We start from the raw sequence: 26,460 nt of genomic DNA, 5'->3' as shown, positions 1-26,460 counted from the left end.
GGCCGGCGTGAGTGGTGTGTGGTGAGGGCGGCGGGCGGGGGTCGTCACCCCGGCGCCTTTGTTCAAATTTGAACCGCCGCTCCTCGACCGTACCCCGGAGTTCGAATTTGAACAACCGACGGCCCGTGAACGACTCGCGGACCCCGCCCGCACCGGGGCAGGGTGGAGACATGGCTCAACGCAGGCAACACCAGCGGGCCGCGCGCACCGGCACCCCGTACACCGAGGCCCTGGACGCCTTCGGCGACCGCGTCCGGCTGATCACCCCCGACCAGTGGGACTCCCCCACCCCGTGCACCGACTGGTCCGTCCGCGACCTCGTCAACCACCTCACCGGCGAGCAGCTCTGGGTGCCCGAGCTGCTGATGGGCGCCACCATCGCCGAGGTCGGCGACCGCTTCGACGGCGACGTCCTCGGCACCGACCCGGCCGCCGCCTGGGCCGACGCCGCCACGGCCGCCCGGGACGCCTGGGCCGTCCCCGGCGCCACCGAGCTGACCGTCCACCTCTCCTTCGCCGACGTCTCCGGCCAGTACTACCTGGACCAGCTCACCACCGACCTGGTGATCCACACCTGGGACCTCGCCGAGGGCATCGGCCGGCGCACCCGGCTCCCGGCCGACCTCGTCGACTTCGCGCTCGGCGAGATCACCGGCTACGGCGACCTCTCCGGCAGCGGGCTCTTCGACCCACCGCTGCCCGTGGCCGGGGACGCCGGCCCGCAGACCCGGCTGCTCGCCCTCACCGGGCGGCGGGACGGAGGGTGACCGGGCCGTGACCGGAGGGTGACCCGGGGCCCGCCCCGGGGCGATCGGCCCGACGCCGGATACTGGAAGGTACGGGGGCAGACTTCCGTGCGAGAGGCGGGCACCATGAGCCGCAGGCCGGACATCCTCGACGAGTTCACCGCCGACCACCGGGCGGTCACCGACCTGCTCGACCGGATCGATGCCGCCCCGGCCGGCGGCGCCGAGCGCGCCGAGCTGGTGACCCGCCTGACCGACCTGCTGTTCGCTCACTGCGCCGCCGAGGAGGAACACCTCTTCCCGGTCGTGCAGCACGACGTGCCCGACGGCGGAGCGCTGGTGTTCGGCAGCATCCACGACCACCTGGCGATCGGGCAGTACCTCGCCGACCTCCAGGCGCTCGGCCCGGCCCACCCGGCCTTCGACACCCTGCTGCGCGGCCTCGCCGACACCCTGCGCCGACACCTGCGCGGCGAGGAGGAACAGCTCTTCCCCGCCGCCCGCAAGGCCCTGCCCGCCACCGCCCGCACCGCGCTCGGCGACCGGCTCCGGGCGGAGCGCGCGGAACTCGAAACGCCGGCCGACTGAGCGGGCCCCGGGTCGGTCAGGCAGGTCAGGCCTTCGGGCTGGTCAGACAAGCCAGACCGGTCAGGCCTTCGGGCCGATCACCGCGAACCGGGCGCCCTCACGGTCCTGCAGCCGGGCCACCCGTCCGTACGGGGAGTCGAAAGCCGGGCCGAGCGCCGCACCGCCCAGCTCGACGGCCCGGGCCACCGCCAGGTCGGTGTCCGGGACGGCGAAGGACACCTCCCAGTGCGGCGGCATCCCCGCCGGGCCGCCCGCCTGCTCCTTGGCCAGCGCCGCGACGCTGTTGCCCTCCGCGCGCAGCACCACCCGGTCGTGCTCCCAGCGGACGTCGAAGCGCTCCGGGTCGCGGCCGTCCCAGCGGAACACCTCGCCGTAGAACAGCGCCGCCGCGAACGGGTCCGGGGTGCGCAGCTCGATCCAGACCGGGGCGCCGGGCAGCTCCAGCTTCCGGGCCCGGCCCAACGGGCCCTCCCAGATGCCGAACACCGCGCCCGCAGGGTCCGCCGCGAAGGCGACCCGCCCGGCGTCGAAGGCCAGCGGGCCGACCGCCAGCGTCGCGCCGCGCTCACGCACCGCGTCGGCGGCGGCGTCCGCGCTCTCCGTCCCGAAGTAGCTGGTCCAGGCGACCGGGATCGCCCCGCCTCCCGCAACGCCCAGGCCGGCCACCGCCTCGCCGCCGGTCACCGCGTGCACGTACGGCCCGAAGCGGTCCGGCCCGACCTCGAACTCCCAGCCGAGCAGCGGCCCGTAGAACTCCTTGGCCCCCTCCAGGTCCCGGGTCATCAGGCTCACCCAGCACGGAACGGCCGCCACGCAACGCACCTTGGCGGTCTCACCGCTGCCCATCGCGAACCTCCTCGCCCACCCGGCCGCCGGGCCCCTCCCGACTCCCACGGCCCACCGGCCGCCCGGGACGCCCACAGCCTAGGGCGCGACCCCGGACACCCCGGGGAAGCCATGCCCGGGATCAGCGCACCCAGTTCTTCAGCGGCTCCGTGTCCAGGGAGATCCCCACGGGCTCGGGGAGCTGCACGGTCCTGCCGAACGGGAGGGTTTGAACGCGCTCGTAGCGCACGCCGTCTGGCTGGCTGTGGACGACGACCTCGGCGGATTCCCGGTCGATCAGCAGGTAGACGGGAATATCGGTCTCGGCATAGGCGCGGGGCTTCTCGACGCGGGCCCGGTGGTCGGCTTCGGCCTCGGCATCGGTGATTTCGGCGACCATCAGCACCGAACCGGCATCGACCCACTCCCCAAGGCCCGCGAAGGCCTCGGAGGGTGCCAGGACGCCGTCCGGATACGCGCGTCCGTCCCGGGCTCGCTGCACCTTCACGCCGTGGTGGTGGAGGAACAGCTCCGGCCGCGCCTGGAGGCAACTGCGCACCAGCCACTCGACCACGCGACTGTGATTGCCGTCCGGTCGCGGCTTGACCGCCAGTCGGCCGTTGAGGAACTCCAGCCGGATGCCTTCGACCGCCCGGGGGGCGAGGTGCGCGAGCTCCTCGAACTCCCCGGGCAGCATCTGCGGGCGGCCGAAGGTAGCGGTCATGGGCCTTGCTCCTTCGTCCGGACGTCCCATCGTGCGAACGATCGCACCGGTGGGTGGTTACGGGCCGTCCGGCGGTCCTGCTGGGATCACGCGTTCCGGACGGCCTCGCGGGAGAGCTTGAGGGTGGTCTGGAGGGCGAGGAGGTAGCCGGCGTGCATGCGGTCGGCGGCGGCGTCCTCGGCCTCGCCGCCGCCGAGGTCGAGTTCGCCGCGGAAGGTGAGGGTGAGGCCGTTCTCGTCCTCGTCGATGTCGTTGTGGATCACCCAGGTCGCGGCCTCGTCCTCGCGGAAGAAGCTGACCCGGGCCTTGGGGTGGAAGACGATCTCCTCGCGGACCCGCTCGCCGTGGAAGACCACCTCGCGGACCAGGCCGTTCTCGGTGCGCTCCAGGACGGTGCACTCGTCCATCGCGGCGACGAAGGGGACGGCGTTCTCGGCCTTGCGCTGCAGGCCCGCCCAGACGTCGTCCCGGGTGAGCTTGACCTCGTCCTGGTCGGCCGGGTCGTTGACGCGCACGGTCTGGCTGACGACTCGCATGGCTGGCTCCCCTGTTCGGCTCGGCACGGGCACTTACTTGCCCGGCCAATCATTTTGCTTGCGCGGCCAAGTAAACGCCTCCGACCCAGTCGGCGCAAGGGGATACCGCAGATGGATGCCAAGTGCTTGCCCATACAATGACCGCGTGCGCGATTCACGGAACCAGCCCCTCGCCGAGGCGGGCGGCACCAGCCAGGCCATCGCCCGGGTCTCCCGGCTGCACCGGGCCAACGCCGAGCGCCTGCTGCGCCCCCACGGCCTGCACGCCGGGCAGGAGCTGCTGATGATGCTGCTCTGGGAGCGCGGGCCGCAGCCGCAGGCCGCTCTGATCGACGAGCTGGGCGTGGACGCCTCCACCGTCACCCGGATGGTGCAGCGCCTGGAGCAGGCGGGGTTCCTGCGGCGCCGGCGCAGCGAGACCGACCGGCGGGCCGTGGTGGTCGAGGCGACGGCGGCAGCCTGCGCGCTGCGCGACCAGGTCGCGCAGTCCTGGCGGGAGCTGGAGGCGATCACCCTGGCCGGACTGGACGAGGCCGACCGGGCCACCCTGGCCCGCCTGCTGGGACGGCTGGAGCGCAACCTCGGCGCGGACCCCGGGGCGGAACCCGGCTCGACGGACCCCGGCTCGACGGACCCCGGCTCGACGGACCCCGGCTCGACGGGCGCCGACGACCCGGAGATGTGACCCAGGTCACATCCGGGGAGGAAATTCCGGGGACGGATTCCCCGTTTCCGATTACATTGGCAGAAGCGGGGAGAAGTTCCCCGGTACTATGAGGGAGTAGTCGTCGTGACCACCGCAGCCGCTGAGTCGGTCCGTCCCGCGGGGAGCGTCCGCACGCCGAAGTTGCGTGCCGACGCGAGCCGGAACCGGGAGCGGATCGTACTGGCGGCCCGGGACGCGTTCGTCGAGCACGGTGCGGATGTGCCGCTGGACGAGATCGCGAAGCGGGCGGGGGTCGGCAATGCCACCTTGTACCGGAACTTCCCGGACCGGATGGCGCTGATCCGCGAGGTGGCACTGCTCGTCAAGAACCGCATCCTGGCCCTCGCCGAGACGGCGACGGTGGAGGCGGACACCCCTGACGGCGGTGGCCCGTTCGACGCTCTGCAGCGGTTCGCGCACGCGGCCGTCGCGGAGAAGGTCGGCGGACTCTGTCCGTTGTTCACCAGCCATGTCGACCCGTACGACCCGGAGTTGACCGAGGTCCGAGAGCGCCTGCGGTCCGCCGTGAGCGGACTGATGGAGCGCGCCCGGGCCGCGGGCGAACTGCGGCCGGACGTCGACCACGGCGACCTGTTCATCGCGATGGGCCAGCTGACCCGGCCGCTGCCGGGTACCTCCTGCAGCCTGCTGGAGGGGTTCGTCCACCGGCACCTGCAGCTGTTCCTGGACGGCATGCGTGCGCCGGCCCCTTCGGTGCTGCCCGGCCGGGCGGCGACCTTCGAGGACTTCCAGCCCCAGAACTGATCCGAGCACCGACCCCAGAACCGACCGACCACCGGCACTGACCGGCCGGCGCCGCCCCGGCGCGCCTGCACACGCCTTCGACTCGCCGTTCCGACACGCTGTTCTGACGCGGCGTTCCGCCACACCGCTCCAACACGCTTTCCCAGCACGCTTCTTCACCGTACGGCGACCAGCCGTTCCCGTACGGCAGTCGACCGTTTTCACGCACACCACGCACCGTGAAGTGAGTACCCCCATGCCTGTAACCGACGCCCGACCGGCGACGCTGCCCGATCCCCGGCGCTGGAAGGCGCTGATATTCATCGGCCTCGCCCAGCTGATGGTCGTCCTCGACGCGACCATCGTGAACATCGCCCTGCCCTCCGCACAGCGGGACCTGGGCATCACCGACGGCAACCGCCAGTGGGTGATCACCGCCTACGCGCTGGCCTTCGGCGGCCTGCTGCTGTTCGGCGGCCGGATCGCGGACCTGTGGGGCCGCAAGCGGACGTTCATCGTCGGCCTGACCGGCTTCGCCCTCGCCTCCGCGCTCGGCGGCGCCGCGGCCAACACCGCGATGCTGCTCGGCGCCCGCGCCCTGCAGGGCGTGTTCGGCGCACTGCTCGCCCCGGCCGCGCTGTCGCTGCTCGCGGTGACCTTCACCGAGGCCAAGGAGCGCGCCAAGGCCTTCGGCATCTACGGTGCGATCGCCGGTGGCGGTGGCGCCATCGGCCTCATCCTCGGCGGCCTGCTGACCGAGTACATGAACTGGCGCTGGACCTTCTTCGTCAACATCCCGTTCGCCATCGTGGCCGCCGTCGGCGCCGTCATGGTGATCCGCGAGCCGGCCGAGGGCCGCAACCGCAACCGTCTGGACGTTCCCGGCGTGCTGCTGGTGACCACCGGCCTGGTCTCCCTGGTCTACGGCTTCACCCGGGCCGAGTCCAGCGGCTGGACGGCCGGCAGCACCCTGGGCCTGTTCGCCGCGGCTGCCGTGCTGCTCGCCGCCTTCGTGGCCGTGGAGCTCAAGGTCAAGGCCCCGCTGCTGCCGCTGCGCGTGGTGCTGGACCGCAACCGCGGCGGGGTGTACCTGTCGCTGGGCATGGCCGTGATCGGGATGTTCGGTCTGTTCCTCTTCCTGACCTACTACCTGCAGATCGTGCTCGGCTACAGCCCGGTGCTGACCGGTGTGGCCTTCCTGCCGATGGTGGCGGGCATGATCACCGGCTCGACCCAGATCGGCGCCCGGCTGATGACCCGGGTCCCGGCGCGCTACCTGATGGCACCCGGCTTCCTGGTCGCCTCGATCGGCATGTTCCTGCTGACCCACATCGGCCTGGACACCTCCTACCCGGCGCTGATCCTGCCCGGCCTGATCCTGATGGGCCTCGGCATGGGCTCCGCGTTCATGCCGGCCATGAGCCTCGCCACGCACGGCGTCCAGCCGCGCGACGCGGGCGTGGCCTCCGCGATGGTCAACACCTCGCAGCAGGTCGGCGGCGCCATCGGCACCGCGCTGCTGAACACCATCGCGGCGAGCGCCACCACCAGCTGGCTGGCCTCGCACGTCACCGCCGCGGCCACCGCCTCCCCGGAGGCCGCCAAGGCGCTGCAGTTCCAGGGCATGGTGCACGGCTTCTCGACCGCGATCTGGGTGTCCTTCGGGATCCTGGTGGCGGCCGCCGCGGTCGCCTTCACCTTCATCAACGCCGGCCGGCCCGGCGCGGCGGGTGCGGGCGCCGGCGAGGGCGCCGCGAAGAGCGACGAGGTGCCGGTGCTGGTGCACTGACGCCACGGGCCCTCGGGGCCACTCGGGTGCGTACGCGGCCCGTCCGGTGTTTCACGACACCGGGCGGGCCGCTCGCCGTTTCCGGGCCCCGGTCGGTGACACCCGGCCCCGGCCCCGGCCCCGGACTACGGCACGTCGGCCGGTGGCACCCCGGTCCACGGCACCCCGAGTAGAAGTGGGGATCACTCCCCGATTAAGGTGGGCGCCAGTACGAAACGGGGGCATCTCCCCGTTTTCTTCGGACCGAGGTGCGTGCACATGACCCGGAAACAGAGCCCAGGGCGGGGGCAGCGGGCCGCCGACTGGGCGGACGGCCGGCTGGGGATCTACACCCTGGCCAGGGCCAACCTGCGGAAGATCTTCCCGGACCACTGGTCCTTCATGCTGGGCGAGATCTGCCTCTACACCTTCCTGATCATCATCCTGACCGGCGTCTACCTGACCCTGTTCTTCAAGCCGAGCATGGGCGAGGTCGTCTACGACGGCTCGTACGTGCCGCTCAAGGGCATCGGGATGTCGGAGGCCTACGCCTCCACCGTGGACATCAGCTTCGAGGTGCGCGGCGGTCTGCTGATCCGTCAGATCCACCACTGGGCGGCGATCGTCTTCGTCGCGGCCATGTTCGTGCACATGATGCGGGTGTTCTTCACGGGCGCGTTCCGCAAGCCGCGCGAGATCAACTGGCTCTTCGGCTTCCTGCTGCTCTTCCTCGGCATGCTGGACGGCTTCTTCGGCTACTCGCTGCCCGACGACCTGCTGTCCGGCACCGGCATCCGGTTCATCGAGGGCGTGCTGCTGGCCGTACCGCTCGTCGGCACGTACATCCAGATGTTCCTGTTCGGCGGGGAGTTCCCCGGGCACGACATCATCCCGCGGTTCTTCACCATCCACGTGCTGCTGATCCCCGGCATCATGCTCGGGCTGCTGGTGGCGCACCTGATCCTGGTCTTCTACCACAAGCACACCCAGTGGGCGGGCCCCGGCCGGACCGAGAAGAACGTCGTCGGCATGCCGCTGATGCCGGTCTACATGGCCAAGGCCGGCGGGTTCTTCTTCCTGGTCTTCGGCATCATCGCGCTGGTGTCGGCGATCGCGACCGTCAACCCGATCTGGTCGTACGGCCCGTACCGCCCGGACCAGGTGTCCACCGACGCCCAGCCGGACTGGTACATGGGCTTCGCCGAGGGCCTGATCCGCGTGATGCCCGGCTGGGAGATCGGGCTGTGGGGCCACACCCTCAACCTCGGGGTGCTGATCCCCTTCCTGCTGTTCCCGGTGATCCTGTTCGCGATCGCGGTCTACCCCTTCGTGGAGAGCTGGGTGACCGACGACACGCGCGAGCACCACCTGCTCGACCGGCCGCGCAACGCGCCCGTGCGCACCGCGCTCGGCGCCGCCTGGATCAGCCTCTACCTGGTGATGCTCGCGGGCGGCGGCAACGACCTCATCGCCACCCATCTGCACCTGTCGCTCAACACCATCACGTACGCGGTGCGGGCCGGCGCCTTCGTCGTCCCGGTGGTCGTGTTCGTCGTGACCAAGCGGTGGTGCCTCGGACTCCAGCGCCGGGACCGCGACAAGGTGCTGCACGGCCGCGAGACCGGCGTCATCAAGCGCCTGCCGCACGGCGAGTTCACCGAGCTGCACGCCGGGCTCACGCCCGCCGAACTCCACCGGCTCACGGCACACGAGCAGCCCCGCCCCCTCGAACTGCCCGCCCCCGTCGACGAGAATGGAGTGGCCCGCCCGGCAGGAGTGCTCACCCGCACCCGCGCCAGGCTGTCCCGCGGGATCCACGGCGAGCACGCGCAGATCCCCAAGCCCACCGCCGAGGAGTACCGCGAGATCACCGAGGGCCACGGGCACTGACCCGCCCCGAGGCCAGAGGGAGGACATCGTGCACCACCGAACCGACCGGCTCGCCGACAGCAGATACCTCCTGCTGACCACCTTCGGCGAGGACGGCAGCCGGCTGGAGTCGCAGCTCTGGGTGGTGCCGGACGGCACGGCGCTCGGGATCTGGACCCCGGCCCACTCCGGCGAGGCCGAACGGATCCGCCGCCACTCCCGGGTGCTGATCGGCCCCTGCGACGCCCACGGGCGCCCGACCGGCCGCAGCCTCCCGGCCCGCGCACGGCTCTGCGACGCCGACGCGACGGCGCGCTACCGGACCGAGCTGATCAACAAGTACGGGCTGACGGCGCTGATCGCGCTGGCCCGCAGCCGGTTCCGGCTCGGGCTGGCCGGGACGGTCGGGATCCGGATCACGCTCAACGAGCTGGAGCAGCGGCTGGTCGGGCCGGAGTGGCAGCCGCCGGGTACGTACTGCGTGAACTGAGGGCGTGAACCGACGGCGTGAGCCGAGGGGCGGCTGGCGGTCACACTGCCGCTGAGCCTGCGCTCGGCCCGCGCGGATGAGCCCGTCGAGTGCCGGGGCCGGCTGGGGCCGGACCCGGCACTCGGCGTTCCCGCGTCTTCGCGCTTCCTCGTTTCTGCGCTTCCGCGTTGCGAGGGTGGGCTGCGGGCCGGAGGGCTCAGGGCCCGTCGTCGTCCGGAGCCCGCGCCAGGTCCCCGGGCTCGCAGGCCTCCCGGCCCGTCCCGACGTGGACGACCTTGACCGCCCGCTCCGGGCCGCCGGGCACGACCTGCTGCTCGTGCCCGCAGCGCGGGCAGATCAGCGGGATCCGGGGGCGGGTCGTCGGCTCGCGTTCGGTGCCGTCGCCGCCGGGGCGCGCGGTGGTCACGTCAGCGGGTGGGTCGGGACCGGGCTGACCTCCTGGATCTCGCCGTGGGCCTTGGTGAGCAGTTGCGAGGCGAGGTCGTTGAGCGCGCGGGCCCCCGCGACCTCCTCGCCGACCCGCAGCTGGTCCGGGTCGGAGGGGTGGCGGCTGCTGTAGCCGTGGGCACGCAGTTCGGTTCCGTCGCCGAGCCGGAGCAGGGCGGCGGCGCTGGTCCGCGGACCGTCCTCACGGAACTCCATCTCGATGTGCCAACCGACCAGAGTCTGCATGGCGGATCACCTCCATCGGTTACCCCTCCAGAGTGCGCCGCACCCAACGTGAACACCAGGCAGCGGGTTCGGGGCCGCCTCCGGAGACAAGTTGAACGCGTTCAAGTCGGCGGCGTAGAGTCGGCGGCGAAGCTCATTTGAACACGTTCAAGGGGGGTGTGCCCGGCATGGGAAAGGGCACCACGGAACTGGTGGACCTGCTGGTCCTGCTCGGCATGGGCGCCGTCGTCCCGCTCGGCCTCGCCCTGATCGACGAACCCGGACTCGCCCGGATCCGTCGGCTCTGGCCGCTCGCCGCCGTACCCGGCGCGCTCTCGCTCTGGCTGCCGCACGGCGGCCTGGCCGCCGGCAACGCCGGCCTCTACGCCCTGGGCACCCTGGCCATCGCCCTGCACGCGCCGCTGCGACTGGCCCGCACCCGCTCGCTCGCCCCCGCCGAGGTCGCCGTGCTCACCGCACTCGCCGCGCCCTCCGTCGCCGGGGTCGCGCTGGTCGCCGAGCGCTCCGGCTACCCGCTCTTCGGCTTCGAGCCGCACATCCTGGCGCTGACCGTCCCGCACTTCCACTACGCCGGCTTCACCGCCGCCCTGGTCGCCGGGCTGGTCTGCCGCACCGCCGACCCCGCCTCCCGCGCGGCCCGCTGCGCCGCGCTCAGCGTCCCGGCGGGCACGCTGCTGGTGCTGGCCGGGTACTTCCTCGGCACCTGGTGGCAGTTCGCCGGGGCGGTCGTGCTGGCCACCGGAATGTGGCTGGTCGGCCTGGTCACCTGGCGCGAGCTGCGCCCCCGGGCCGGCGACGCCGCCACCGCCCGGCTGCTCGCCGCCTCCTCGGCCGTCCTCGCGCTCACCATGCTGCTCGCCCTCTGGTGGGCGCTCGGCCGGGCCGCCGGACTCCCCCACCCCACCCTGACCTGGATGGCCGCCACCCACGGCGTCGGCAACGCGCTCGGCTTCGCCCTCTGCGCCCTCCTCGCCTGGCGCCGACTCACCGCACCCCGCACCGACACCCCGGAGGCCCACCGATGACCGACTACAGCTACCCCGAACAGGGCGCCAGTGCCACCGGCACACTGCCCGACGGCTACCACCACCTGCGGCACCGGGCGCTGATCGGCCACGGCCGCGCCGCGCTGACGGTCGCCGGAGCCGCCCTGCTCGGCTGGCGGATGCACCGGCTGGCGGGCGTCCGGATCGACGCCGACGCGGACCAGGCGGCCCCCGGCGTCGCCGTCCACTGCGCGATCGGTGTCGGCCCGCTGCGTGCCGGGGCCCCGAACCGGGTGCTGGCCGCCGTCGACGGCCCGGACCGCTACGGCTTCACCTACGGAACGCGGCACGGCCACCTGGCCCGCGGCGAGGAGACCTTCCTGGTCGAGATGGGGCCGGACAAGGCGGTCTGGTTCTCCGTCACCGCCTTCAGCCGGCCCGTCGCCCGGTACGCCCGGCTGGCCGGCCCGCTGCTCCCGCTCGCCCAACGCGCCTTCGCCCGGCGCTGCGGGCGGGTGCTGGCCCGGATCGCGGCGGACGCGGCGTGAACGGCGCGGGGTGAATGGCGCCGAGAAATGCGCTGGTCGGCGGGGTGGGCCGTCCGGGATGATCGCCGGATGTTCTCGATGCAGCCGGTCCTGGAGATCTTCGCCCCCGACGGCTTCGTGCTCTGGCCGACGGCCGACCACGGGCCGTACGGGAATCTCGCGCTGGACGGGCGGTTGACGCCCGCCGAGGTGGGCACGGCGGTGTGGCGGCTGGCCGACGTCAACGACGTCGAGCTCGACCCCGAGGAGGAGGCCGAACGCGGCCCCCGCCCGGAGGACCCGCTGGGCGCCTTCCTGCACGGGCTGCTCACCGACCCCGGCCCGTACGCCCCCGGCGGCCTGCGGGTCACCGACTCGGCCACCGGCACCGTCTTCGGGCCGGGCTGCTGTACCGGCCTGGAGGAGTGGCGCGGCTGGCTGGACGCGGCCGACGGCGCCGACCCGGCCTGGTTCGGCCACGACCCGGACGCCCGGGTCGAGTGCGTCGGCCCGGTCGCCCGGCTGACCCAGGACGCCGAGGACGAGAACAGCCCGGTGATCGAGCTGCCGGTGGACGAGCTGCGCCGACTGCTCGCCGGGGCCGAGCGGGACCTGCGCGACTTCCTCGACCTGGCGGCGAGTTGGGCCGAGCGGCAGCTGCCCGGCCACGCCACCGCCCTCACCGCCGCGCTCGCCCGCGCACTCGACCTGGAACCCCCGGCATGACCAGCTTCCACACCCACCGGGCCCTCGTGCACGACGCCTCCCTGACGGTCCACCGTCGGCTCGGCGCGCTGCGGACCTGCCTGACCCTGTTCGCGCCCTACGGCTTCCGGGCGACGTACCACCACCTGACGGTCAGCGCCCGGATGCCGCGCAACCCGGAGGCGGACCCGGAGTCACTGGTGCGGGCGGTGGACGAACTGCACGAGGCGCGGGAGCTCTGGCGCGCCCGGGCCGAGGAGTACGCGGAGCAGCGCCGGGCACAGAAGCGGACCGGACGGCGAGGGCCCGCGGAGCAGCCCTGGTGGAACAGGCCCTGGTGGGCGGCGCCGGACACCGCCTGGCGGCAGGACCCGTTCCTCCACCCGCCGCTGCGGCTGCCCGACTACGTCCGGCGGCGCAACGCCCTGCAGGACGGCGCGGAGTTGCCCGGTTGCCCGGCCTGCGGGGACGAGGGGCCGACGGTGCCGGTCCCCACCGGGCACGGGCGGGCCGAGCTGTGCCGGACCTGCGCGTGGGTCCTGAAGCCCTGCCCGTCCGGACGGTGGTACAGCTTCGAGCCGGCCCTGCGGGTGGGCTGGAGCGGCATCTGGCAGCGGCAGCACATGACCGGCGCGGGCGAGCCGAACCCGCGCTGGCCCGGCGTCCGGGGGCCGGCTCGGATCGAGCGGCTGGAGCCGTACGAGGTGCACCGCCTGTTCTGACCCGGGATCCGCGGCGACTCAGGTCTGGGGTGACTCAGGTCTGGGGTGACTCAGCTGTGGTGGGCGGGGACGACGACCAGCACGGCGCCGCTGCCCTGGACCCGCACCTCGAAGTGGTTGATGGCCCCGGGCTGGAACGCCGCGCTGCCGGTGGTGCGCAGCACGCCGTCCGAGCTGCCGTAGCCACTCGCCGGGATGGACCAGGTATTCACCGTCTGCCGCTCGCCGTTGTCCGCCACGGCGACCAGTTTGCAGGTCAACGGGCCTTGTACGCCTCCGAGTTGCATGCTGATCCGGCTGCCCCAGGTGGTGCCGTCCACGCCGACGGTGGCGTGCGCTCCGGTGGTCGGGTCGGTGGCGCTGAACTGTTCGGCCACGGCGACCACGGCAGGGGTGCTGTCGGCGGTGAGCACCGCGGCCGTGACGGCGGGGCCCGCCGCCATCATCGCGGTCGCCGCCAGGGCCAGCGCCAGCCGCCGCACCCGGCCGCGCCGCCGGACGGTCCCGACCTCGGCGACCAGCCGGTCCAGGAGCCGCAGGTCCGGGTGCGGGGGCGGGCCGGCCGGGTCCAGCCCGGCGGCCTTGGCGGAGGCCGTGTACTCGGCCAACAGCGGTTCCATGAAGCCGAGTTCGGACACCTGCTCGGTGCACAGCGGGCAGTCGGCCAGGTGCCGCTCGAAGGCGGCGCGCTCGGCGGGCTCCAGCAGGCCGAGGACGTACGCGCCGACGTCGACGTGCCCCGGGCCACCGGGCACCTGGCCGGGGCCGCCGGGCACGGGATCCGGGCCGCCGGGAGCGCCGTTCGGGCCCACGGGCGCAGGGTCGGGGCGCTTGGTCACGATGTCACTCCCCGTTCCTCCAGCGCGAGCCTGAGCGAGCGCAGTGCGTAGTACACCCGCGACCGTACGGTCCCGGCCGGGATGCCGAGTTCGGCGGCCGCCTCGGTGGCCGTGCGGCCCTTCAGATAGGTCTCGACGATGATCTCGCGGTGCGCCGGCGAGAGGTCGCCGAGCGCGTCCGCGACGGTCATCATCCGCAGGGCCCGGTCGAGTTCGTCCTCGGCGGGCAGCAGTTCCAGGGCCGAGGCGTCCACCTCGTACGGCCTGGCCCGGGCGCTGCGGTGGCCGTCGATCACGATCCGCCGCGCGACCGTGACCAGCCAGGGCCGCAGCGAGCCCGCCTGCGGGTCCAGCCGGTGGATGTTGCGCCAGGCGCGGACCAGCGTCTCCTGGACGACGTCCTCGGCCCGCTGCCGGTCGCCGGCGACCAGGTGGAGCACGAAGCCGAAGAGCGGACCGGCGTGCTCGTGGTACAGGGCGCGCATCAACTCCTCGTCCGACGCCCCCGTGCCGTGGCCGGCCGTGCCGCCGGCGGGGTGCTCCTCGGTCACCACTTCATCGTTGCGCACCCGGGCCTCCTGGTCGAGGGCGGTCGACATCGGTCAGCTGCCCGGTCGGTCAGTAGCCCGGGATGCTGGGCATCGGGCTGGGGGTGGCGGGGCTCGGCGTGGCGGGGCTGGGAGTGGCGGGGCTCGGGGCGGACGTGCCGGTGCCCGCCTTGCCCCCGCTCGGGGTCACCGCGAACCAGGTGCCGGCCACGCCCTGGCCCTTGGTGTCGCCGGGCTTGGCGTCCTGCGAGTAGCGGTAGACCGGCCGGCCGTTGAGGGTGATCTGCTTGGTGCCGTCGGAGCGGGTGACGGTGCCGACCAGCTTGCTGTCGATGCCCTTCACCGTGACGTCGCCGTTGGCGTGCTCGGGCGGCCAGATCGTGGCGCAGCTGCCGTTGCAGTAGGACTCCGGCGGGTTGTCCTCGTCCTGGTCGAAGCGGTAGAGCGTGAAGCCGGCACTGTCGGTGACGATCGTGCCCAGCTTGGGGTCGGTGGCGACCTGCAGGGTGGCGCTCGCCGGGGCGCTCGGGCTGCTCGACGTACTCGGCGCACTGGGCTTGGCACTCCCGGAGGACCCGCCCCCGGACGACCCGCAGCCGGCGACCAGGGCGGCCACCGCGATGCCCGAGGCGGCCACCACGGCGGCCCGGCGGGTACGGGGTTTGCTGTGCATGGGGAGCCTCCCGCGGTCGGAACGGAAACGGATCGGAACGGAAACCGACTGGACACCCTTCTGTACGGGCGGTGCCGGCCGGCTGCTCAATGCCGGGCACCGCCGGGCGCACCGGGCGCCGGGTACGTCCGGAATACGGTGCCGGGCGGCACCGTTGTCGCGGGCACATGGCCTGTACCGCAGCGTCCGGAAAGGAAGGGACCGCGAGATGAGCAGCACGGTCGAGCTGACCAAGGAGAACTTCGACGACATCGTCCCGGGCCCGGAGGGCAAGGACTTCGTCTTCATCGACTTCTGGGCCGGGTGGTGCGGGCCGTGCCGCCAGTTCGCCCCGGTGTACGAGAAGGCGGCCGAGCGCCACTCGGACCTGGTCTTCGCCAAGGTGGACACGGAGGCGCAGCAGGAGCTCGCCGCCGCGTTCGGGATCCAGTCGATCCCCACGCTGGCGATCATCCGTGAGGGCGTGCTCGTCTTCTCGCAGGCCGGTGCGCTGCCGGAGGCGGTGTTCGAGGACCTGATCGGGCAGGCCCGCGACCTGGACATGGTCGAGGTGAAGCGCAAGGTCGCCGCGGAGCAGGCGGCCGACGGCCAGGCCTGAGCAGACACACCTCAGGGCCCGGGGAGTCGTACTCCCCGGGCTCAGGGCCCGTCTTCGAGTCGGGCCCTAAGGTCGTCGGCGGAAGGTCCCACCGACGAAGGAGTGATCCGCCATGAGCACGTTCGTACTCGTCCCCGGGTTCTGGCTCGGCGCCTGGGCGTGGGACGAGGTGGCCGCGCCGCTGCGCGCGGCCGGGCACACCGTCCACCCGGTGACCCTGCGCGGGCTCGCCGAACGCGCGGGCGAGAGCGGCGAGTTCGGCCTGGAGGACCACATCGCCGACCTGGCCGAGCTGCTGGTCCGCGAGGACCTGTGGGACGTGGTGCTGGTCGCGCACAGCGGCGCCTGCGCCCCGGTCGGCGGGATCGCGGACCGGATGCCGGAGCGGATCCGCCGGGTGGTCTACCTGGACTCCGGCCCGATGATCGACGGCGGTTCGCTGTTCGACCTCTGGCAGCCCGACTACCGCGAGGCCGCCGACGCCTCGGTGGTCGACGGCCGCCTCCCGATGCCGCCCTGGGACGTCATCGCCGCCCACGGCGCCAGTGTGGAGGGCCTGGACGAGGCCGCGCTGGCCCGGATCCGCGCGCGGGTCACCCCGCACCCGGCCGGGGCGTACCGGGACCGGCTGCGGCTGACCGGCGCCGGGGCCGCCCTGCCGCAGGCACTGGTGTCCTGCTCCTTCCCGCTCTCCCAGGTGCGCGCGCTGATCGCGGCCGGCCACCCGTGGTTCGCCGGGCTCGACGGCCCGAACTGGGAGCTGCGCGAACTGCCCACCGGGCACTGGCCGATGTTCTCCCGTCCGGCCGACACGGCGGCAGTGCTCGCGGAGCTCGCCGCGATCTGAACCCGCGTGTGTCCGTCCGTCGCGCGGGCGCGTCCGGCCCGGCAGGATGGGGCCCACGCCGCACCCGAGCGGACAGCGGGGCAACGGGGCCCCGGTGGGCGAGCGGGTACGGGGTGACCATCGAGACGACGGAGGACCGGATATGACCAGCACCGCCGAGGAGTACGACGTCATCGTCCTGGGGGCCGGCCCGACCGGCGAGAACGTGGCGGACCGGACGGTCGCCGCCGGGCTGCGCACGGTGATCGTGGAGGCCGAACTGGTCGGCGGCGAGTGCTCGTACTGGGCGTGCATGCCGAGCAAGGCGTTGCTGCGCCCGGTGGCCGCGCTGGCCGACGCCCGCGCGGTGGCCGGCTCCCGGGAGGCGGTCGGCGACGGCCGGCTGGACGCGGCCGCGGTACTGGCCCGGCGGGACTCCTTCACCTCGGGATGGAACGACGACGGCCAGGTGCGCTGGCTTCGGGACACCGGCATCGAGCTGGTCCGCGGCCACGGCCGGCTGGCGGGCGAGCGGACGGTGACGGTGGAGGCCGAGGACGGCAGCGAGCGGATGCTCACCGCCCGGCACGCCGTCGTCGTGTGCACCGGCAGCCGTCCGGTGCTGCCCGCGCACGTGCCGGGGCTCGCCGACGCCCACCCGTGGACCAACCGGGAGGCGACCGGCGCGCCGGCCGTCCCGGGACGGCTGGCGGTGGTCGGCGGCGGGGTGGTCGGGGTGGAGATGGCCGCCGCCTGGCGGGCGCTCGGCTCCGAGGTGGTGCTGCTGGTGCGCGGCGACGGGCTGCTGCCCAGGATGGAGCCGTTCGCGGGCGAGCTGGTCGCCGAGGGCCTGCGGGACGCCGGGGTGGACGTCCGGTTCGGCACCGAGGTCACCGCGGTGGAGCGGGCGGACGGCTCCGGGCCGGTGGCCCTGACGCTCGGGGGCGGGGAGCGGCTGACCGCCGACGAGGTGCTGTACGCGACCGGCCGGGCCCCGCGCACCGCCGACATCGGGCTGGAGCAGGTCGGGCTGAAGCCGGGCGGCTGGCTGGACGTGGACGACAGCTGCACGGTGCTCGGTGTGGACGGCGAGTGGCTCTACGCCGCCGGGGACGTCAACCACCGGGCGCTGCTCACCCACCAGGGCAAGTACCAGGCCCGGATCGCGGGCGCGACGATCGCCGCCCGCACCCAGGGGCGCCCGCTGGACACCGCGCGCTGGGGCGCGCACGCCGCGTCCGCCGACCTCGCGGGCGCGCCGCAGGTGGTGTTCACGCAACCGGAGGTCGCCGCGGTCGGCCTGACCCTGGCCGCCGCCGAGGAGGCCGGGCTGCGGGTCAAGACCGTCGACCACGACCTCGGCGCCGTCGCCGGGGCCTCGCTGTACGGCGACGACTACCGCGGCCGGGCCCGGGTGGTCTTCGACCTGGACCGCCGGGTGCTGGTCGGCGCCTGCCTGGTCGGCCCCGGCGTGGCCGAACTGCTGCACTCGGCGACCGTCGCGGTGGTCGGCGAGGTGCCGATCGACCGGCTCTGGCACGCGGTGCCCGCCTACCCGACGATCAGCGAGGTCTGGCTGCGGCTACTGGAGGGCTGCCGGGGGTGACACCCCCTCGGCGAGCGGGCGGCCTCCCAGGTGACCGCACGGCCTCCCGGGTGAACGCACGGCCTCCCGGGTGAACGGCGCGGCGAGATGTGACCACCGGTGAACGGCGGGACACTGGCGGTTGGGGGCCGTCCCGGGGGGCCGCACTCGTGACCAGGTGGTGTGAGACATGACCGAGGTGCTGTTGGCCGTCGGAACCGAGAAGGGCCTCTTTCTCGGCCGCAGCCGCGACCGGCTGACGTGGGAGTTCAGCGGGCCGCACTTCCCGATGAACGCGATCTACTCCGTCTCCATCGACCGCCGGGGCGGCCGGACCAGACTGCTGGCCGGCGCCGACAGCAGCCACTGGGGGCCCTCGGTCTGGCGCTCCGACGACCTCGGCGCGAGCTGGTACGAGCCGCCGCAGCCCGCCATCCGCTTCCCCGAGTCCACCGGCGCCTCGCTGACCCGGGTCTGGCAGCTGCAGCCCGCCGGACCGGAGGCCCCCGGCGTCGTCTACGCGGGCACCGAGCCCGCCGCACTGTTCCGCTCCACCGACGGCGGCGAGACCTTCGCCCTGGTCGAGCCGCTCTGGAACCACCCCCAGCGGCCGCAGTGGGGCGCCGGCTACGGCGGCCAGGGCCTGCACACCATCCTCACCGACCCGCGCGACCCGCAACGGCTGCTGGTCGCCGTCTCCAGCGGCGGCGTCTACCGCAGCAAGGACGGCGGCGACAGCTGGGAGCCCTCCAACGCCGGTCTGCGCGCCGAGTTCCTCCCGCCGGAGAGCCAGTACCCCGAGTTCGGCCAGTGCGTGCACAAGATCGCCCCGGACCCGGTCCACCCGGACCGGCTCTACCTGCAGAACCACGGCGGCGTCTACCGCAGCGACGACTGGGGCGGCAGCTGGCGCTCGATCGTGGACGGGCTGCCCGCCGAGTTCGGCTTCGCGGTCGCCGCCCACCCGCACCGGGGCGACACCGCCTACCTCTTCCCGCTCGGCGGCGCCGACGACCGCATCCCGCCCGACCGCCGCTGCCGGGTCTTCCGCACCACCGACGGCGGGACCAGCTGGCAGCAGCTCGCCGACGGCCTGCCCGGCGAGGACCACTACGGCATCGTGCTGCGCGACGCCCTGCGCACCGACGACGCCGACCCGGCCGGGATCTACTTCGGCAACCGCACCGGCGACGTGTACGGCAGCCACGACGAGGGCGAGAGCTGGTCGCTGCTGCTCTCCCACCTGCCGGACGTGCTCTGCGTCCGGGCGGCGACGGTGGCCTGAAAAACCGGTTGCCCGACGGCTCGGCCTCGGTGAACATGGGCCGCCGACGAACGATCGCACGACTCTCGTGGATTGGGGTGGGCCATGGCCGAGGACTGGGTGGTCAGGCACGACGGCGAGGGCACCCCGGTGCTGCGCTACCTGCTGGACGAGCGGGAGGGCCGGCCCTGGGCCGACCTGCTGGAGGTGCTGGACGAGTCCGCGGACGCGTCCGGGTACATCCGGGCCGAGCTGCCCGGGTGGGTGGTCTCCGGCCCCCCGGAGCTGGGGCAGCGGCTGGTGGCGGACGGCGCGACGGTGCTGCGGCACGCCCACACCTTCCGGCGGGACCTGCGCGCCGATCCCCCGCCCGCCGACTGGGCCGGGGCGCCGCTGCGCGAGGGCCTGCGGGCGGTGCCCTGCGACCGCGCACCCGAGGAGCTGTTCGCGGCCTGGCGGGCCGCCTTCGCCCCCGGGCACGTCGACCACTTCGCGGCCGACGACGCCCGGGCGCTCACGGAGCGGCTCGGGATGCTGCTCGCCGGGAAGGCCATCGGCCCCGTCCTGCCGTCCAGCCTGCTCGCCGTGGACGCCGAGGACCGCGTGGTGGCCGCGGCGGTGCTCACCGACCGCAACGGCCTGCCGTGGATCGGCGAGGTCTTCCGCCACCCCGAGCTCGGCTACCGCGGCCTCGGCGCCGACCTGCTGCGCCGGGCCGTCGCGGACGCCGCCGAGCGCGGGCTGGCCGACCTGCACCTGGTGGTGTCCGAGGGCAACCCGGCCCGACGCCTGTACGAGTCGCTGGGCTTCCTGCTGCAGGAGACCTCGCTGACCGTGATCGTGCCGGATTCCGTCTAGGGGCGGGCGAGTTCCAGCACCGCGATTCCGGCCAGGACGGTGACGCCGGCGGTCAGCCGCAGCCGGCCGAGGCGCTCCCGGAACCGACCGAGGCGAGCCACGCCCGTTCGGCCGTCCTCTTCGCGGACGTGATCACCAGCTTCTGCAGATCAGTGCTCTTGGGGTAGGGAAGCCCGGCTTTCCGGGCCTCCTTCCGTGCGGCAAGAGCGTCGTTGTACACCACCCGAGCACAACCGAACGTCCGGGCCAGCAGAGCGCGCTGACCCGCCGTTGGGTAAAGGCGGTACGAGTACCTCAGGTGCACGGGGCCAAGCTATAGGGCACCACTGACAATGGCCCTTCGGCCTGGAGACGACAGCCAGCCGGCTCGCCCACCTGGCCGTCGTGGACGCGCTCATCCAGACCCTGCTGGCGCTGCGCGGGCGCCCCGCCGAGCAGGCCCTCGCCCTCTCGGCGGACATCTGCGCGGACCACGCCTACTGAGGCCCGTGCCCGCCCTCCACCCGGGCGCCGCGCACCACGACCATGGTCAGGCCGACCGCGACCAGCAGCTCCGCCCAGAAGAACGCCGCGTAGTCCAGCAGCGAACCGATCGGCGGGCTGCCGGGCGCGGCGTTGCGCATGCCGACCAGCGCGAACAGCGTGGCCGCCATCCAGCCGAGGGCGGGCCAGATGATCCCGCGCCGCTGCCGGACGATCAGCCAGGCCGCGACCAGGACGGACAGCGCCAGCGCCCACATCGCCGCCATCATGAACCAGGCCAGGATGAAGGTGCTGCGCGAGCGGCTGATCCGCTCGGTGACCGCGACGGCGCCGCCCTCGCTCACCTTGGCGTTCTGTTTGAAGACGAAGAACGGGTCGGCCTCCTCGACCGCGATCACCACCGCCGCGGGCTGCCCGCCGATGGTGGCCTGGAAGCCGATCAGCGTGTGGTAGCGGTCGAAGGGGTAGTCGGTGATCCGCCCGTCGAGCAGGTTGAACGTCACCGTGCTGGAGGCGATCTGCTGCCCCGCCGGGTACCTGATCGAGGTCTGCTCCAGCGAGGTGGTCTCCAGCACGACGTCCCGGGCCGGCACCAGCGGGTTGTCGGCCTCCTGCAGGGCGCCACCGTGCGGCAGGAGCAGGACCTTCGCGGTGAGCGTCTGCGCGGCCGCGTCCACCCGCTGGAGCAGCACGTGCACCTCCAGGAAGTCCGGGCCGGGGGCGGTCCCGACGATCTGGGCGTGGCTGCGGCTGGAGCGTTCGTCGAGGTAGAGCAGCAGCCCGGCGACGACGGACAGCACGATCGCCACCGCCACGGCGTACGCGCTCCAGAGCCGGACCTTCGGCCGGGTGGCGCTGCCGACCCGCGCCCGGGCGCGGAGGCGCACCCGTGGCCGGGCCGTCGGGCGCGGCGGCCGGGTGGCCCGGCGGTGCGGCGGCGTGCTCATCGACCTGCTCCCACGGTCGGCGGCGGCGACGGCGGCCGCCCGTTCCGCCACCCTCCGCGCGGCGCCGCCCGCCCCGCAACCGCAGACGGCCGATCGGGGCCCGCCCGTCGGCCGGAAAACGCGCTGGTCGGCGGTGTCAGGGGCGCTGTGTAGGCTCAACGGTCATGGCGAGGGTGACGAGGGACGATGTGGCGCGGGCCGCGGGGACGTCCACAGCGGTCGTGAGTTATGTGATCAACGACGGCCCGCGGCCGGTAGCGCCGGCGACCCGGGCGCGGGTGCTCGCGGCCGTCGAGGAGCTCGGCTACCGCCCCAACCGGGTCGCCCAGGCGATGGCGCGGCGGCGGACCAACCTGCTCGGGATGGTCGTGCCGGACGCCCGCCAGCCGTTCTTCGCCGGGCTCGCCCACGCCGTCGAGCAGGCCGCCGCCGACCACGGCCGGCTGCTGCTGATCGGCAACTCCGACTACGCCGACGAGCGCGAGGCGCACTACATCCGCGCCTTCCTCGGGATGCAGGTGGACGGCCTGATCCTGGTCACCCAGGACCCGGCCACCCCCGGGCTGACCGGCTTCGACGTGGCCGACGGCACCCCGGTCGTGCTGCTGCACCACCGCGCGGAGAGCGCCAACGGCGTCTCCGTGGTGGCCGACGACGAGGGCGGCGCCCGCGAGGTGGTCGGCCACCTGCTCGGCCACGGGCACGCCGGGGTGCACTGCTTCGGCGGCACCTTCGCGCTCAGCCCGCACGACCCGGTGACCGCCCGGACGGCGGGCTGGCTCGCCGCGCTGGAGGAGGCCGGGCTGCCCACCGAGGGGCGGCTCACCCCGGCGCCGTTCGACCGCGTCCGGGCGCACGCCGCGGCGCTCGCCCTGCTCGCCCGGCCGGACCGGCCCGCCGCCGTGTTCTGTGCGACGGACGACCAGGCGATCGGTCTGCTGCGGGCCGCCGACGACCTGGGGATCCGGGTGCCGGAGGACCTCGCGGTGGCCGGTTTCGACGACATCGCCGAGGCGGTGATCGCCGGGCCGGCGCTGACCACCGTCACCACCGCGCAGGACGAGATGGCCCACGCCGCGCTGGAGCTCGTGCTCGGCGGGGCCGAGCTCCGCGCCGCCGGCACCCGGACCTTCCCGACCCGGCTGGTCGTCCGGCGCTCCTGCGGCTGCCCGGCGCCGGACCGGCCGAGCCCGGACCGGGCAGCCCAGGGCCGGCCGGCCCTGGGCTGACACCAGCCCGGCGCCGCCGGGCGTCAGCCCAGCTGGAACGTGGCCTCGACCGGGTAGTGGTCGCTGGGCGCGTTGGTGTCGAGCTGTCCCGGTGCCCAGCCCGCCTGCGGGTCGAAGTCGACCTTGACGTCGGACATCGCGGTCGGCGCCGGGCGGCCCGGGGCGTTGAGGTAGCCGATGTAGTCGAGGTCGTCCCGGTAGTCCTTGGGGAAGGTCTCGACGCCCGCCATGTACTGGCACCAGGCGGAGACCGAGCAGTCCATGGTGGCCAGGCTCTGGCTCGGGTCGGTGGCCGGGGTGCCGAGCACGCCGTTCACCGCGTTCTGCGCGTTGGCGTAGTCGCCGCGGGCCTGCCCGTGGACGTACTCGACGTTGAGGTCGCCGCCGATCAGCACCGGAGCGCCGCTGCCGACGATCCCGTCCACCCAGGCGCGGATCTCGGCGAGCTGGCCGAGCCGGGTGGACTGGGTGGTGTCGGTCGAGACGTCCGACTCGTCGGCCTGCAGGTGGGTGCCGACCACCCAGGCGGTGCTGCCGTTCTTGGTCACCTTCACCAGCGCCGCGCCCTTGTTGGCGTGGTAGTCCCAGGTGCCGTAGGTGGAGTTGGCGAACACGTGGGCGTACTGGGCGGTGATCGGGTACTTGGAGAGGATCATCGTGCCGCCGTTGATGACGAACCACGAGCTGGAGCAGTTGCCGCTGATGCCCGTCCAGCCGCCGCCGGAGCAGGTGCCGCCGACCACCGGGGTGCGGTACGGGTAGAGGTCGGCGAGCTTGCTGTTGATGTCGGCGGTCGAGCTGTTGTTGAACTGCTCGTCCAGGACGACGACATCGGCGTTGTGCTGACGGACGATCTGCTCGATCACCGGGGTGCGCCGGGCGGCCTGCTCGTTCTGGGTGCTGTCGACCACGGCGGTGCCGAGGTCGACGTTGAACGCGAAGACGGACAGCGTGGTGGGGCCCGCCGGGGTGCCGGCGGTGGCGGCCGGGGCGGTGCCGCCGAGCAGCAGAGCGGCGGCGGCCGCCGAGGTGAGGGCGGTGGCCGTGCGACGCGAGAGCATGGGCGTTCTCCTGGGGAATTCGTCTACCCTGCGGGGCCCGGCGCCGGGGTGGCCGGCGGCCGGGATTGGCGGACGAACGTTAGCTACCGCCCGGTACGGGGGGAAGAACGCCAGGAGAGCAGTTCCGACCGATCATGTGACCGTGAGATGTCTGTACAGGTCGGGGCGGGTGGACGACAAGATGTCTGTACACCCTTGCACCGCCGTCGCCTCTGCGCCGAGGGCCGCGCGAACCGCCGTCAGCCGTCAGCCGTCAGCCGTCCAGCAGTTCGTCCGCGAGCAGATCCATCAGCACGTTGTCGTGCCAGGTGCCGTCCGAACCGCGCTCGTACTGGCGCATGGTGCCGACGGCCCGGAAGCCGACCTTGGTGTAGCAGCGGATCGCGGCGAGGTTGTCCGCGGCCGGGTCGATCACCAGCCGGTGGTAGTGGTGGTCGTGCACCAGGTGCCGGGCCATCGTCCGCACGGCGTCGGTGCCCAGGCCCAGGCCGTGCACCGTCGGGTCGAGGTAGAGGTCCATCCCGGCGTGCCGGTACTCGTCGTCGTTGTTGGCGTACCACTGGATGGCGCCGACCACCTGGCCGCCCACGTCGATCGCGAAGGTCTCGGTGTCGGGCGATTCCAGGTCGTTGGCGACCTCGGCGGGCAGGTCGTCGCCGCCCCGCCAACGGGCGAACACCTCGGGTGTGCCGCGGATGGCCGCCAGGGCCGGGATGTCGTCGGTGGTGGCCGGGCGGAGCGTCACCAGGGTGCCGTGCAGAATCGTCCCCATATGGGGCATGTTGGCACGGAAACCCGGCCGCGGCGAGCGTTTTTGCCGCATTGCCCGTACCCCTCGCGACCAGGGAGGATGCTCCGCCCGGGCAACCACCGCGGCGGGTGTCACGTGGTGGGCCGCGGAGGGTGTCACACCGCGGGCCGCGCCGAGTCGCCGAGGGGGCCGAGCCACACGTCGGTGACGGCGCTGACGTAGCGGGCGCCGCAGTGGTCGTCGGGGACGACGAGCTGCGGGCCGGCGGCGTCCAGCGGGGCACCGTCCATACTGGTGGCCAGCAGGATCCGCTGGCCGCCGAAGTCCGGGTCGATCTCGGCCCAGGAGACCACCGCCCGGTGGCCGTCGGCACCGGCCACCGAGAGCAGGAAGCGCAGCCGCTGCTTGCGGCCGGAGAAGTCGATCCGCGGCCGCGCCTCGCGCAGCACGTCCAGCAGGGCCGGGCCCTCGTAGCCGTGGCGCTGCTCGCCCTCCGTCCGGCAGTCGAAGCTGACCTCGACCCGGTGGGCGGGGAGGGCCCGCAACTGGTCGACGGTCAGCTCGGCGGGCCGGTCGAGGTGGCCGTGCAGCCGGACGGTGGGTCTGGCCGGGGTCATGGTGCTCCCTCCTCCCGGACCGCTGCGCCGCGGCCCGGGAGGAGGGTTACCCGAGCGGGCCCGGTGGCATTCGCAGTTGCGACGCTGAAAGGCGGTATTCATCCGCAACTACGATGACGGACGTGCCGATCAGCCGGAATCTGCGACCCTCCCGGGGTGGGCGCGCCGGGACGCGCGTACCGGGACGGGCCTTACGGGGTCTCGTCCAGGCGCAGCCGGGCGCTGACGCGGCCGAGGCCCTCGGCGAGGACGGCCAGTTGCTCGCGGGTGAGGACGTCGATCAGCAGCTCGCGCACCAGGGCGACGTGCCCGGGCGCGGCCTGGCGCAGCATCTCCCGCCCCTGGTCGGTGAGTTCGGCGATGACGCCGCGCACGTCGCTGGGACAGGAGCGGCGGGCGACCAGGCCGGCCCGCTCCAGCTGGGTGACCTGGTAGGTCAGGCCGCTCTTGGAGGTGATCAGCCTGTCGGCGAGTTCGGTCATCCGCAGCGAGTCGCCGGGGGCGGCGGACAGGTGCACCAGGATCTCGTACTGCTGGTGGGAGAGGCCGGAGTCCTCCTTGAGCTGGCGCTCCAGCCGGCGGTTGAGCAGGTTGCTCGCGACGACGAAGCCCCGCCAGGCGGCCATCTCGTCCGGGTCCAGCCAGCGGGGTTCGTTCAATGAGGACATGGTGTGCAGCCTACTCCTGTTGTTCAAATTCGAACGAAGGTGTACCGTCGATCGGAGTAGAGGTTCAAATTTGAACTACTATGGAAACCGACAAACCGAGGAGGACGCCATGAGCGCCGCGGCCCCCGCGCGCATGCCAGCCCTGTACCTGTCGCACGGCGCTCCGCCGCTCGCCGACGACCCGATCTGGCCGGGCGAACTGGCCGCCTGGTCCGCCGACCTGCCCCGGCCCAAGGCCGTCCTGATGGTCTCCGCCCACTGGGAGGAGGCCCCGCTCGCCCTCGGCGCCGTCACCACCGTGCCGCTGGTCTACGACTTCTGGGGCTTCCCCGAGCACTACTACCGGGTCCAGTACGCCGCCCCCGGCGCGCCGGAGCTCGCCGAGCGCGTGCGCAAACTGCTGCGCGCCCCCGGCACGCCCGTCCAGGACATCCCCGACCGCGGACTCGACCACGGCGCCTACGTCCCGCTGGTGGAGATGTACCCGGAGGCCGACATCCCGGTGCTGCAGGTGTCCCTGCCCACCCTCGACCCGCAGCGGCTGCTGGAGATCGGCCGCAAGCTCGCCCCGCTGCGCGACGAGGGCGTGCTGATCGTCGGCAGCGGCTTCTTCACCCACAACCTGCGGGCGCTCAGCAGCGACGGCCGGATCACCTCGGTGATGGCCGAGTTCGACGACTGGGGCCGGCGCGCGCTGGAGGCCCACGACCTGGACGCGCTGCTCGACTTCGAGCACAAGGCCCCCGCCGGGCGCCTCGCCCACCCGCGCACCGAGCACTTCGCCCCGCTGTTCGTCACCCTCGGCGCCGGCGAGGCCGACCTGGACAGCCAGCGCAGCGTCATCGACGGGTTCTGGATGGGGCTGGCCAAGCGCTCCGTGCAGCTGGGCTGAGCCCGGACGGGCT

The 26,460-nt window shown here is 73.4% G+C and carries 32 protein-coding genes; 18 read left to right on the top strand and 14 right to left on the bottom strand.

Features of this window, described 5'->3' with window-relative positions; all coding sequences use genetic code 11:
- Window positions 1–170: 170 nt before the first annotated feature.
- Together OP86_RS02380 and OP86_RS02375 are read left to right on the top strand one after the other, a co-directional pair.
- Window positions 171–767 (top strand): TIGR03086 family metal-binding protein, encoded by a 597-nt coding sequence (locus tag OP86_RS02380; protein ID WP_051829574.1) that lies wholly within the window; start codon window positions 171–173, stop codon window positions 765–767.
- A gap of 105 nt (window positions 768–872) precedes the next feature.
- Window positions 873–1,334, top strand: coding sequence for a hemerythrin domain-containing protein (locus tag OP86_RS02375; protein WP_030059409.1), 462 nt, complete (start codon window positions 873–875; stop codon window positions 1,332–1,334).
- A gap of 60 nt (window positions 1,335–1,394) precedes the next feature.
- Here the strand turns inward: OP86_RS02375 and OP86_RS02370 are convergent, their stop codons facing one another.
- The 3 genes from OP86_RS02370 to OP86_RS02360 form a co-directional block, all read right to left on the bottom strand.
- Window positions 1,395–2,180 (bottom strand): VOC family protein, encoded by a 786-nt coding sequence (locus OP86_RS02370; protein WP_030059408.1) that lies wholly within the window; start codon window positions 2,178–2,180, stop codon window positions 1,395–1,397.
- Window positions 2,181–2,301: 121 nt separating this feature from the next.
- Entirely contained in the window at window positions 2,302–2,883 is a 582-nt protein-coding gene (locus OP86_RS02365) for a Uma2 family endonuclease (RefSeq protein WP_030059407.1), read from the bottom strand.
- 86 nt (window positions 2,884–2,969) lie between these two features.
- Window positions 2,970–3,419, bottom strand: coding sequence for an AtaL-like protein (locus tag OP86_RS02360; RefSeq protein ID WP_030059406.1), 450 nt, complete (start codon window positions 3,417–3,419; stop codon window positions 2,970–2,972).
- Window positions 3,420–3,564: 145 nt separating this feature from the next.
- Between OP86_RS02360 and OP86_RS02355 the strand changes: the two genes are divergently transcribed.
- From OP86_RS02355 to OP86_RS02335, 5 genes are all read left to right on the top strand, one after another.
- The gene (locus tag OP86_RS02355) at window positions 3,565–4,104 is read left to right on the top strand and encodes a MarR family winged helix-turn-helix transcriptional regulator (protein ID WP_063832272.1); all 540 of its coding nucleotides are present in this window, start codon (window positions 3,565–3,567) and stop codon (window positions 4,102–4,104) included.
- Between the two features lie 105 nt (window positions 4,105–4,209).
- Complete coding sequence (locus OP86_RS02350) at window positions 4,210–4,890, top strand: TetR/AcrR family transcriptional regulator (RefSeq protein WP_030059404.1); 681 nt, start codon at window positions 4,210–4,212, stop codon at window positions 4,888–4,890.
- A gap of 235 nt (window positions 4,891–5,125) precedes the next feature.
- Window positions 5,126–6,658, top strand: coding sequence for an MFS transporter (locus OP86_RS02345; protein ID WP_030059403.1), 1,533 nt, complete (start codon window positions 5,126–5,128; stop codon window positions 6,656–6,658).
- A 258-nt stretch (window positions 6,659–6,916) separates the two neighbouring features.
- On the top strand, window positions 6,917–8,527 hold the full coding sequence (gene qcrB, locus OP86_RS02340) for a cytochrome bc1 complex cytochrome b subunit (RefSeq protein WP_030255617.1): 1,611 nt from the start codon (window positions 6,917–6,919) through the stop codon (window positions 8,525–8,527).
- 28 nt (window positions 8,528–8,555) lie between these two features.
- Entirely contained in the window at window positions 8,556–8,996 is a 441-nt protein-coding gene (locus OP86_RS02335; protein ID WP_324604079.1) for a PPOX class F420-dependent oxidoreductase, read from the top strand.
- A gap of 196 nt (window positions 8,997–9,192) precedes the next feature.
- Here the strand turns inward: OP86_RS02335 and OP86_RS02330 are convergent, their stop codons facing one another.
- Together OP86_RS02330 and OP86_RS02325 are read right to left on the bottom strand one after the other, a co-directional pair.
- Window positions 9,193–9,402 carry a hypothetical protein gene (locus OP86_RS02330; RefSeq protein WP_030059399.1) on the bottom strand — a complete coding sequence of 70 codons (210 nt, stop codon included), beginning with the start codon at window positions 9,400–9,402 and terminating at the stop codon, window positions 9,193–9,195.
- The gene (locus tag OP86_RS02325; protein WP_030059398.1) at window positions 9,399–9,668 is read right to left on the bottom strand and encodes a DUF1876 domain-containing protein; all 270 of its coding nucleotides are present in this window, start codon (window positions 9,666–9,668) and stop codon (window positions 9,399–9,401) included. The genes OP86_RS02330 and OP86_RS02325 overlap by 4 nt, the downstream gene beginning before the upstream one ends.
- Window positions 9,669–9,835: 167 nt before the next feature.
- Here OP86_RS02325 and OP86_RS02320 point away from each other — a divergent pair, with 167 nt between their 5' ends.
- The 4 genes from OP86_RS02320 to OP86_RS33265 all read left to right on the top strand — a co-directional run bounded on the left by OP86_RS02320 (window position 9,836) and on the right by OP86_RS33265 (window position 12,608).
- A complete protein-coding gene (locus OP86_RS02320; RefSeq protein WP_030059397.1) occupies window positions 9,836–10,693 on the top strand; it encodes a YndJ family protein in 858 nt (285 codons plus the stop codon).
- Entirely contained in the window at window positions 10,690–11,202 is a 513-nt protein-coding gene (locus tag OP86_RS02315; RefSeq protein ID WP_030059396.1) for a DUF1990 domain-containing protein, read from the top strand. The genes OP86_RS02320 and OP86_RS02315 overlap by 4 nt, the downstream gene beginning before the upstream one ends.
- 69 nt (window positions 11,203–11,271) lie before the next feature.
- Complete coding sequence (locus tag OP86_RS02310) at window positions 11,272–11,907, top strand: hypothetical protein (RefSeq protein ID WP_030059395.1); 636 nt, start codon at window positions 11,272–11,274, stop codon at window positions 11,905–11,907.
- The gene (locus OP86_RS33265; protein ID WP_051829573.1) at window positions 11,904–12,608 is read left to right on the top strand and encodes a hypothetical protein; all 705 of its coding nucleotides are present in this window, start codon (window positions 11,904–11,906) and stop codon (window positions 12,606–12,608) included. The genes OP86_RS02310 and OP86_RS33265 overlap by 4 nt, the downstream gene beginning before the upstream one ends.
- Before the next feature lie 50 nt (window positions 12,609–12,658).
- On the opposite strand, the gene OP86_RS02300 is transcribed toward OP86_RS33265, so the two are convergent.
- The 3 genes from OP86_RS02300 to OP86_RS02290 are packed head-to-tail and all read right to left on the bottom strand — an operon-like array spanning window position 12,659 to window position 14,668.
- Window positions 12,659–13,447: an anti-sigma factor family protein gene (locus OP86_RS02300; RefSeq protein ID WP_051829572.1), complete on the bottom strand. Its 789-nt coding sequence runs from the start codon at window positions 13,445–13,447 to the stop codon at window positions 12,659–12,661.
- A complete protein-coding gene (locus OP86_RS02295) occupies window positions 13,444–14,046 on the bottom strand; it encodes a sigma-70 family RNA polymerase sigma factor (protein ID WP_030059392.1) in 603 nt (200 codons plus the stop codon). The genes OP86_RS02300 and OP86_RS02295 overlap by 4 nt, the downstream gene beginning before the upstream one ends.
- Window positions 14,047–14,065: 19 nt before the next feature.
- On the bottom strand, window positions 14,066–14,668 hold the full coding sequence (locus OP86_RS02290; protein WP_051829571.1) for a hypothetical protein: 603 nt from the start codon (window positions 14,666–14,668) through the stop codon (window positions 14,066–14,068).
- A 208-nt stretch (window positions 14,669–14,876) separates the two neighbouring features.
- Here OP86_RS02290 and OP86_RS02285 point away from each other — a divergent pair, with 208 nt between their 5' ends.
- From OP86_RS02285 to OP86_RS02265, 5 genes are all read left to right on the top strand, one after another.
- Window positions 14,877–15,266, top strand: coding sequence for a thioredoxin family protein (locus OP86_RS02285; protein ID WP_030059390.1), 390 nt, complete (start codon window positions 14,877–14,879; stop codon window positions 15,264–15,266).
- Between the two features lie 112 nt (window positions 15,267–15,378).
- Window positions 15,379–16,113, top strand: a complete 735-nt coding sequence (locus OP86_RS02280; protein WP_030255638.1) for an alpha/beta fold hydrolase — start codon at window positions 15,379–15,381, stop codon at window positions 16,111–16,113.
- A gap of 142 nt (window positions 16,114–16,255) precedes the next feature.
- A complete protein-coding gene (locus OP86_RS02275; protein WP_030059387.1) occupies window positions 16,256–17,698 on the top strand; it encodes a dihydrolipoyl dehydrogenase family protein in 1,443 nt (480 codons plus the stop codon).
- Window positions 17,699–17,867: 169 nt separating this feature from the next.
- The gene (locus tag OP86_RS02270) at window positions 17,868–18,962 is read left to right on the top strand and encodes a WD40/YVTN/BNR-like repeat-containing protein (RefSeq protein WP_030059386.1); all 1,095 of its coding nucleotides are present in this window, start codon (window positions 17,868–17,870) and stop codon (window positions 18,960–18,962) included.
- A gap of 84 nt (window positions 18,963–19,046) precedes the next feature.
- Window positions 19,047–19,799 (top strand): GNAT family N-acetyltransferase, encoded by a 753-nt coding sequence (locus OP86_RS02265; protein WP_030255640.1) that lies wholly within the window; start codon window positions 19,047–19,049, stop codon window positions 19,797–19,799.
- Between the two features lie 52 nt (window positions 19,800–19,851).
- Here the strand turns inward: OP86_RS02265 and OP86_RS34490 are convergent, their stop codons facing one another.
- Together OP86_RS34490 and OP86_RS02260 are read right to left on the bottom strand one after the other, a co-directional pair.
- Entirely contained in the window at window positions 19,852–20,103 is a 252-nt protein-coding gene (locus OP86_RS34490) for a helix-turn-helix domain-containing protein (protein ID WP_199815150.1), read from the bottom strand.
- A gap of 172 nt (window positions 20,104–20,275) precedes the next feature.
- Complete coding sequence (locus OP86_RS02260) at window positions 20,276–21,229, bottom strand: DUF4436 family protein (protein ID WP_157849647.1); 954 nt, start codon at window positions 21,227–21,229, stop codon at window positions 20,276–20,278.
- Between the two features lie 164 nt (window positions 21,230–21,393).
- Between OP86_RS02260 and OP86_RS02255 the strand changes: the two genes are divergently transcribed.
- Window positions 21,394–22,458: a LacI family DNA-binding transcriptional regulator gene (locus OP86_RS02255; RefSeq protein WP_051829570.1), complete on the top strand. Its 1,065-nt coding sequence runs from the start codon at window positions 21,394–21,396 to the stop codon at window positions 22,456–22,458.
- Between the two features lie 23 nt (window positions 22,459–22,481).
- Here OP86_RS02255 and OP86_RS02250 read toward each other — a convergent pair whose 3' ends face one another.
- From OP86_RS02250 to OP86_RS02235, 4 genes are all read right to left on the bottom strand, one after another.
- Window positions 22,482–23,519, bottom strand: a complete 1,038-nt coding sequence (locus tag OP86_RS02250; protein WP_030059382.1) for a sphingomyelin phosphodiesterase — start codon at window positions 23,517–23,519, stop codon at window positions 22,482–22,484.
- Window positions 23,520–23,772: 253 nt separating this feature from the next.
- Complete coding sequence (locus OP86_RS02245) at window positions 23,773–24,291, bottom strand: GNAT family N-acetyltransferase (protein WP_030059381.1); 519 nt, start codon at window positions 24,289–24,291, stop codon at window positions 23,773–23,775.
- 134 nt (window positions 24,292–24,425) lie between these two features.
- Window positions 24,426–24,887, bottom strand: a complete 462-nt coding sequence (locus OP86_RS02240) for a molybdopterin-dependent oxidoreductase (protein ID WP_030255645.1) — start codon at window positions 24,885–24,887, stop codon at window positions 24,426–24,428.
- Window positions 24,888–25,078: 191 nt separating this feature from the next.
- Window positions 25,079–25,546: a MarR family winged helix-turn-helix transcriptional regulator gene (locus tag OP86_RS02235; RefSeq protein WP_030255647.1), complete on the bottom strand. Its 468-nt coding sequence runs from the start codon at window positions 25,544–25,546 to the stop codon at window positions 25,079–25,081.
- 118 nt (window positions 25,547–25,664) lie between these two features.
- Between OP86_RS02235 and OP86_RS02230 the strand changes: the two genes are divergently transcribed.
- The gene (locus tag OP86_RS02230) at window positions 25,665–26,447 is read left to right on the top strand and encodes a dioxygenase family protein (RefSeq protein WP_030059378.1); all 783 of its coding nucleotides are present in this window, start codon (window positions 25,665–25,667) and stop codon (window positions 26,445–26,447) included.
- The last annotated feature ends 13 nt before the right edge of the window (window positions 26,448–26,460 follow it).

The sequence above is a fragment of the Streptomyces novaecaesareae genome (genome assembly GCF_000716875.1).
GTDB lineage: Bacteria > Actinomycetota > Actinomycetes > Streptomycetales > Streptomycetaceae > Kitasatospora > Kitasatospora novaecaesareae.
This window is presented reverse-complemented; position numbering and strand designations above follow the sequence as displayed.

Bases quoted from the DNA above. Each gene is read 5' to 3' on its own strand.
- OP86_RS02375 (WP_030059409.1), top strand. From the start codon at position 873: ATGAGCCGCAGGCCGGACATCCTCGACGAGTTCACCGCCGACCACCGG.
- OP86_RS02360 (WP_030059406.1), bottom strand. From the start codon at position 3,419: ATGCGAGTCGTCAGCCAGACCGTGCGCGTCAACGACCCGGCCGACCAG.
- OP86_RS02365 (WP_030059407.1), bottom strand. From the start codon at position 2,883: ATGACCGCTACCTTCGGCCGCCCGCAGATGCTGCCCGGGGAGTTCGAG.
- OP86_RS02280 (WP_030255638.1), top strand. From the start codon at position 15,379: ATGAGCACGTTCGTACTCGTCCCCGGGTTCTGGCTCGGCGCCTGGGCG.
- OP86_RS02380 (WP_051829574.1), top strand. From the start codon at position 171: ATGGCTCAACGCAGGCAACACCAGCGGGCCGCGCGCACCGGCACCCCG.
- OP86_RS02275 (WP_030059387.1), top strand. From the start codon at position 16,256: ATGACCAGCACCGCCGAGGAGTACGACGTCATCGTCCTGGGGGCCGGC.
- OP86_RS02310 (WP_030059395.1), top strand. From the start codon at position 11,272: ATGTTCTCGATGCAGCCGGTCCTGGAGATCTTCGCCCCCGACGGCTTC.
- OP86_RS02325 (WP_030059398.1), bottom strand. From the start codon at position 9,668: ATGCAGACTCTGGTCGGTTGGCACATCGAGATGGAGTTCCGTGAGGAC.
- OP86_RS02265 (WP_030255640.1), top strand. From the start codon at position 19,047: ATGGCCGAGGACTGGGTGGTCAGGCACGACGGCGAGGGCACCCCGGTG.
- OP86_RS02250 (WP_030059382.1), bottom strand. From the start codon at position 23,519: ATGCTCTCGCGTCGCACGGCCACCGCCCTCACCTCGGCGGCCGCCGCC.
- OP86_RS02240 (WP_030255645.1), bottom strand. From the start codon at position 24,887: ATGACCCCGGCCAGACCCACCGTCCGGCTGCACGGCCACCTCGACCGG.
- OP86_RS02320 (WP_030059397.1), top strand. From the start codon at position 9,836: ATGGGAAAGGGCACCACGGAACTGGTGGACCTGCTGGTCCTGCTCGGC.
- OP86_RS02295 (WP_030059392.1), bottom strand. From the start codon at position 14,046: ATGTCGACCGCCCTCGACCAGGAGGCCCGGGTGCGCAACGATGAAGTG.
- qcrB (WP_030255617.1), top strand. From the start codon at position 6,917: ATGACCCGGAAACAGAGCCCAGGGCGGGGGCAGCGGGCCGCCGACTGG.
- OP86_RS02345 (WP_030059403.1), top strand. From the start codon at position 5,126: ATGCCTGTAACCGACGCCCGACCGGCGACGCTGCCCGATCCCCGGCGC.
- OP86_RS02315 (WP_030059396.1), top strand. From the start codon at position 10,690: ATGACCGACTACAGCTACCCCGAACAGGGCGCCAGTGCCACCGGCACA.
- OP86_RS02285 (WP_030059390.1), top strand. From the start codon at position 14,877: ATGAGCAGCACGGTCGAGCTGACCAAGGAGAACTTCGACGACATCGTC.
- OP86_RS02290 (WP_051829571.1), bottom strand. From the start codon at position 14,668: ATGCACAGCAAACCCCGTACCCGCCGGGCCGCCGTGGTGGCCGCCTCG.
- OP86_RS02245 (WP_030059381.1), bottom strand. From the start codon at position 24,291: ATGGGGACGATTCTGCACGGCACCCTGGTGACGCTCCGCCCGGCCACC.
- OP86_RS02230 (WP_030059378.1), top strand. From the start codon at position 25,665: ATGAGCGCCGCGGCCCCCGCGCGCATGCCAGCCCTGTACCTGTCGCAC.
- OP86_RS02255 (WP_051829570.1), top strand. From the start codon at position 21,394: ATGGCGAGGGTGACGAGGGACGATGTGGCGCGGGCCGCGGGGACGTCC.
- OP86_RS02370 (WP_030059408.1), bottom strand. From the start codon at position 2,180: ATGGGCAGCGGTGAGACCGCCAAGGTGCGTTGCGTGGCGGCCGTTCCG.
- OP86_RS02260 (WP_157849647.1), bottom strand. From the start codon at position 21,229: ATGAGCACGCCGCCGCACCGCCGGGCCACCCGGCCGCCGCGCCCGACG.
- OP86_RS02270 (WP_030059386.1), top strand. From the start codon at position 17,868: ATGACCGAGGTGCTGTTGGCCGTCGGAACCGAGAAGGGCCTCTTTCTC.
- OP86_RS33265 (WP_051829573.1), top strand. From the start codon at position 11,904: ATGACCAGCTTCCACACCCACCGGGCCCTCGTGCACGACGCCTCCCTG.